The 5,782-nt window shown below is 70.2% G+C and carries 5 protein-coding genes and 1 pseudogene; 1 reads left to right on the plus strand and 5 read right to left on the minus strand.

Features of this window, described 5'->3' with window-relative positions:
• On the plus strand, positions 1 to 704 hold a 704-nt coding region (locus AB8Z36_RS27450), incomplete at its 5' end, for a phosphatase PAP2 family protein (protein ID WP_369216064.1).
• Here the strand turns inward: AB8Z36_RS27450 and AB8Z36_RS27455 are convergent.
• The 5 genes and pseudogenes from AB8Z36_RS27455 to AB8Z36_RS27475 form a co-directional block, all read right to left on the minus strand.
• Positions 692 to 1,696 (minus strand): annotated as a pseudogene (locus tag AB8Z36_RS27455) (chitinase); the annotation flags it as partial. The gene AB8Z36_RS27450 and the pseudogene AB8Z36_RS27455 overlap by 13 nt on opposite strands.
• Positions 1,697 to 1,989: 293 nt before the next feature.
• Complete coding sequence (locus AB8Z36_RS27460; protein ID WP_369216065.1) at positions 1,990 to 2,490, minus strand: hypothetical protein; 501 nt, start codon at positions 2,488 to 2,490, stop codon at positions 1,990 to 1,992.
• A 110-nt stretch (positions 2,491 to 2,600) separates the two neighbouring features.
• A complete protein-coding gene (locus AB8Z36_RS27465; RefSeq protein ID WP_369216066.1) occupies positions 2,601 to 4,019 on the minus strand; it encodes an NAD(P)/FAD-dependent oxidoreductase in 1,419 nt (472 codons plus the stop codon).
• 67 nt (positions 4,020 to 4,086) lie between these two features.
• Positions 4,087 to 4,890 carry an ABC transporter permease gene (locus AB8Z36_RS27470; RefSeq protein ID WP_369216067.1) on the minus strand — a complete coding sequence of 268 codons (804 nt, stop codon included), beginning with the start codon at positions 4,888 to 4,890 and terminating at the stop codon, positions 4,087 to 4,089.
• Positions 4,890 to 5,782, minus strand: an 893-nt coding sequence (locus tag AB8Z36_RS27475; protein ID WP_369216068.1) for an ABC transporter permease, incomplete at its 5' end; no start/stop codon positions are given. The genes AB8Z36_RS27470 and AB8Z36_RS27475, both read right to left, overlap by 1 nt.

Below are 5,782 nucleotides of genomic sequence, written 5' to 3' on the forward strand. Positions count from 1 at the left end.
CCCCCCGGGGCGCGCGGCGACCCGATCCTTTCGGCCGCTCCGGAACCGSSSSSSYKGTTCCGGGGCGGCCGCCCCTTCTCCTCTCCCTGTGCGCGCTGCTGTTCGCGCTCCTCACCTGGCAGGTCGTCGCCGACGGGCCACTGCGCCGCGCCGACGAGCGCGCCGGACGGGCGCTGGGCGGCAGCCGCTTCCCGGACCGCGCCGCGGAGTTCCTCGCCGACCTCGGCAATGTCACGGTCGCCGTGCCGGTGCTCGCCGCCGTGATCACGTACACGGCCTGGCGGGGCCACCGGGCCGGGGCGTACCGCTGGTGGCTCCCGCCGGTGGCCGCCGCCGTCGCGATGGCCCTGGTGCCGCTGCTCGTCGTCCCCCTCAAGCTGGCCGTCGCCCGTACGGGCCCGCCGGGCATGGACGGCGACGGCTACTACCCCTCGGGGCACACGGCGACGGCCACGGTCGCCTACGGAGCGGCGGCGCTCCTCCTGCTCCCCCTGCTGCGCGGCGCCTACGCCCGCCGCGAGCTGGTCATCGGCTGCGCACTGCTGAATCTCGCGGTCGGCTTCGGCCTCGTACGGCGCGGCTACCACTGGCCCCTGGATGTCGTGGCGAGCTGGCTGCTCTTCGCGATGCTGCTCCAGGGCCTGGTGTGGGTGACCGCGCGGTACGGGACGCCCCCGCAGCGGGACTCGGCTCAGCCGAAGTAGGCGTCGAAGTTCTTCGAGAACTCCCGGCCGTTGAAGCGGTCCCAGTTGATCGACCAGGTCATCAGGCCCCGCAGGTCGGGCCAGGTGCCATGGGTCTTGTACGCGCCGCAGTTCGTGCCCTTGGTCAGGCAGTCGAGGGCCTTGTTGACCTCCGCGGTCGAGACGTGGCCGTTGCCCGCGTTGACCGAGGCGGGCATGCCGATCGCCACCTTCTGCGGGGGCAGCGCGGGGAAGACGTTGTTCTTGTCGCCCGCCACCGGGAAGCCGGTGAGCAGCATGTCCGTCATCGCGATGTGGAAGTCCGCGCCGCCCATGAAGTGGTACTGGTTGTCCAGGCCCATGATCGGACCCGAGTTGTAGTCCTGCACGTGCAGCAGCGTGAGGTCGTCGCGCAGGGCGTGGATCACCGGCAGATACGCACCGGCGCGCGGGTCCTGCCCGCCCCACTTCCCGGTTCCGTAGAACTGGTGGCCGAGCTGCACGAAGAACGTCTCCGGGGCCATCGTCAGCGTGAAGCGCGAGCCGTACTTGGCCTTGAGCGTCTTCACCGCCGATATCAGGTTCACGATGACCGGGGTCTTCGGCTTCTTGAAGTCGGTGTCGTCGGCGTTGAGCGAGAGCGAGTGGCCCTCGAAGTCGATGTCCAGGCCGTCGAGCCCGTACTCGTCGATGATGGCCGAAACCGAGGAGACGAACTTGTCGCGGGCCTGGGCGGTGGTGAGCTGCACCTGGCCGTTCTGGCCGCCGATGGAGATCAGGACCTTCTTGCCCGCCGCCTGCTTGGCCTTGACGGCCGCCTTGAACTCGGCCTTGGTCTCGACGTTCGGGCACTCCGTCTTCGGACAGAGGTCGAAGCGGATGTCGCCCGAGGTCGCGGTGGTGGGCTCGCCGAAGGCGAGGTCGATGATGTCCCAGCTGTCCGGGGTGTCCGCGAGGCGGGTGTACCCGGAGCCGTTGGCGAAGCTGGTGTGCAGATAGCCGACGAGGGCGTGGTCGGCCGCGGCCTTCGCCCGCACCGGGGCCTCGGCCCCGGGAGCCGCCGCGGCTCCGGCGGTGAGCAGGCCGGACGCGGTGAGCGCACAGGCCAGGGCCGAGGCCACGGTGGCGCGTCTGAGGCCACGCAGGGGAGAACGCAACAGGGAACGGTCCACTTCTGCCTCCGGGATGGGGGGACGGGAGGTGCTCTGGGGTGGATGCGCGCGCCCGCTCAACTTGGTCCAGACCAATGCCGCTGTCAATACTTCTGACAGCGGCGGTATCCGTGACCTCTCCCGGTGGCGGTGCCTTACGTGGCTCCCCGCGCCGCCGCCTCGTGCATCGCCATTTCGAGCCGGGCGGGGTCCGTCAGCGTGCCCGAGCCGTCGGGTAACACCAGCCAGCGCACACCGCCCGTGATCCGGCCCGGATAGGGCACGACGATCCAGGTGCCGGTGCCGACACCCCGTACGCCCGTGCCCACCCAGTGGGCGGCCGTGCCCGGCGGCACGAAGAAGCCGACGCGGGCGTCCCCGTGGCCCGCGAGCACCGGGCCGGGGCGGTCGAGGCAGCGGGCCAGCACATCGAGCGTGGCGAGCCCCAGGTCACCGGGGACGATCAGCACGTCCCAGGCCCGGCCCGCGGGCAGGAGCGCGACCCCGAGGGGGTTGCGCTCCCACTCCCAGCGGCAGGCGTCCGGTTCGGGCGCCACCGACACGAGCCATTCGACCGCCGTCCTCGTGCCGGAGCCACGCGTGCCTCCCGTGCCTCCCGTGCCCGAGGTTCCTCCGGTGCCGCCCGTGCCGGTCATGGCGGGGCCTCCCTCTCTGTGCGGCTGCTGTGCCTGTCACAGGTGAGAGGGGGTCAGGAGCGGTGCGTTACGCGGGTTCCGCCGATGAAAACCGGCCATCGGCGAAGAGCTCAGCTGTCGAAGCCGAGGCCCAGCCGGTCCATCGTCCGCAGCCAGAGGTTCCGCCTGCCGCCGTTGGCGTCGGAGCGGGCCAGCGACCACTTCGTCAGCGCGACGCCCGTCCAGGCGAACGGCTCGGGCGGGAACGGCAGCGGCTTGGTGCGCACCATCTCCAGTTCGGTGCGCTCCGTGCGCTCACCGGCGAGCAGGTCAAGCATCACATCGGCGCCGAACCGGGTCGCCCCGACGCCGAGGCCCGTGTACCCGGCCGCGTACGCGACGCGCCCCTTGTGCGCCGTGCCGAAGAAGGCCGAGAAGCGCGAGCACGTGTCGATCGCGCCGCCCCACGCGTGCGTGAAGCGGACCCCTTCGAGCTGCGGGAAGCAGGTGAAGAAGTGCCCCGCGAGCTTGGCGTACGTCTCGGGCCGGTCGTCGTACTCGGCGCGCACCCTGCCGCCGAACGGGTAGATCGCGTCGTAGCCGCCCCACAGCACACGGTTGTCGGCGGAGAGCCGGAAGTAGTGGAACTGGTTGGCGCTGTCGCCGAGGCCCTGCCGGTTCCGCCAGCCGATCGAGGCGAGCTGCTCGTCGGTCAGGGGCTCGGTCATCAGGGCGTAGTCGTAGACCGGCACGGTGTACGAGCGCAGGCGCCTGACCAGCGAGGGGAAGACGTTCGTGGCGAGCGCGACCTGGCGGGCGAAGACCCTGCCGTACGGGGTGCGGACCGCCATTCCGGCGCCGGACCGGGCCAGTTCGAGTGCGGGCGTGTGCTCGTAGAGGCGTACGCCCTTCTCCAGGCAGGCCCGCTTCAGACCCCACGCCAGCTTCGCCGGGTTCAGCATGGCGACGCCCTCGCGGTCCCAGAGGCCGCCGAGGAAGGTCGGCGAGTCGACGTGCGCGCGCAGGGCGTCGGCGTCGAGCAGCTCGGTGCCGCCCGCCAGGCCGTGGGCCGCCATCTCCTCGTACATCTCGCGCAGTTCGGCCATCTGGTGCGGCTCGGTGGCGACGTCGATCTCGCCGGTGCGCTCGAAGTCGCAGTCGATGGAGTAGCGCTTGACGGCCGCCTCGATCTCGTCGAGGTTGCGCGCCCCGAGCTCCTCCAGCCTGGCGATCTCGCCGGGCCAGCGGGAGAGCCCGTTGGCGATGCCGTGTGTCAGGGAGGCGGCGCAGAAGCCGCCGTTGCGGCCGGAGGCGGCCCAGCCCGCCTCGCGGCCCTCGACGAGGACCACCTCGCGGCGCGGATCGCGCTCCTTGGCGATGAGGGCGGTCCACAGGCCGCTGTAGCCGCCGCCGACGACGAGGAGGTCGCAGCGGTCGTCACCGGTCAGGGCGGGCTCGGGGTCCGGCCTGCCGGGATCGTCGAGCCAGTACGAGACCGGCTTGGCGTCGGAGAGAGACGTGGTCCAACGGGTCATGGCGCTTGGGGCCATGATTTCCACTCCTTTGGGGACTGCTGAGTTCTGGTCTGCTGAGTTCTGGCCTGGAGAAAATGCGGGATTACCGGGCCTGCTTGGTGCGGCGCCTGCCGATGAGCATTCCGGCGAGCACCAGGAGCACGGCGACGAGGAACATCGCCGTACCGATCACATTGATCTGAACGGGCGTGCCCCGCTGTGCCGATCCCCAGACGAACATGGGGAACGTCACGGTCGAGCCCGCGTTGAAATTCGTGATGATGAAGTCGTCGAAGGAGAGCGCGAAGGCCAGCAGCGCGCCCGCCGCGATGCCGGGTGCGGCGATCGGCAGCGTCACCCGCAGGAAGGTCTGCACGGGACCCGCGTAGAGGTCCTGCGCGGCCTGTTCCAGGCGGGGGTCCATCGACATGACGCGCGCCTTGACGGCGGTCACCACGAAGCTGAGGCAGAACATGATGTGGGCGATGAGGACGGTCCAGAAGCCCAGCTGAGCGCCCATGTTGAGGAAGAGCGTGAGCAGCGAGGCGGCCATGACGACCTCGGGCATCGCCATCGGCAGGAAGATCAGCGAGTTGATGGCGCCGCGGGCCCGGAAGCGGTAGCGGACCAGGGCGAAGGCGATCATCGTGCCGAGCACGGTCGCCCCGATCGTCGCCCAGGTGGCGATCTGGAGGCTCAGCGAGAGCGAGCCGCACATGTCGGCGACGCCGCACGGGTCCTTCCAGGCGTCGAGCGAGAACTCCTGCCAGGAGTAGTTGAAGCGCCCCTTCGGCCGGTTGAAGGAGAAGACGGTGACGACGACGTTCGGCAGCAGCAGATAGCCGAGCGTGAAAAGCCCGGCGATGACGACGAGGTTGCGGCGCAGCCAGCGCAGGAGAGCGGCCATCAGAGAAGATCCTCCGTCCCCGACTTGCGGATGTAGAAGGTCACCATGAAGAGGATGGCGGCCATGAGGATGAAGGAGAGGGCGGCGGCCGTGGGGTAGTCGAGAATGCGCAGGAACTGCGTCTGGATGACATTGCCGACCATGCGCGTGTCGGTGGAGCCGAGCAGGTCGGCGTTCACATAGTCGCCCGCCGCCGGGATGAAGGTGAGCAGCGTGCCGGAGACGACCCCCGGCATGGAGAGCGGGAACGTCACCTTGCGGAACGTCGTGGACGACTTGGCGTAGAGGTCGCCCGCGGCCTCGTGCAGCCGCCCGTCGATGCGCTCCAGGGAGGTGTAGAGCGGCAGGATCATGAACGGCAGGAAGTTGTAGGTGAGGCCGCAGATCACCGCGAGCGGGGTGGCGAGGACCCGGTCGCCTGCGGTGACGCCGAGCCAGCTCGTGACGTCCAGGACGTGCAGGGAGTTCAGGGCGCCCACGACGGGCCCGCCGTCCGCGAGGATCGTCTTCCAGGCCAGCGTACGGATGAGGAAGCTGGTGAAGAACGGCGCGATGACCAGGACGAGGATGACGTTGCGCCAGCGGCCCGCGCGGAACGCGATGAGGTAGGCGAGCGGGTAGCCGAGCAGCAGGCACAGGACGGTGGCGGCGCCCGCGTAGAGCACCGAGCGCAGGAACTGCGGCCAGTAGTCGGTGAGCGCGTCCCAGTAGGTCGCGAAGTGCCAGGTGACCTTGAAGCCCTCTTCGAGCGACCCGGTCTGTACGGAGGTCGACGCCTGGTAGACCAGCGGCAGCGCGAAGAAGACGACCAGCCAGAGGATGCCGGGCAGCAGCAGCCAGTAGGGGACGAGCCGCCCGCGCCTGCGGGTCTTCTGGGCGGGCGGGTCCTCGG

Source organism: Streptomyces flavofungini (assembly GCF_041028215.1).
Lineage (GTDB): Bacteria > Actinomycetota > Actinomycetes > Streptomycetales > Streptomycetaceae > Streptomyces > Streptomyces flavofungini_B.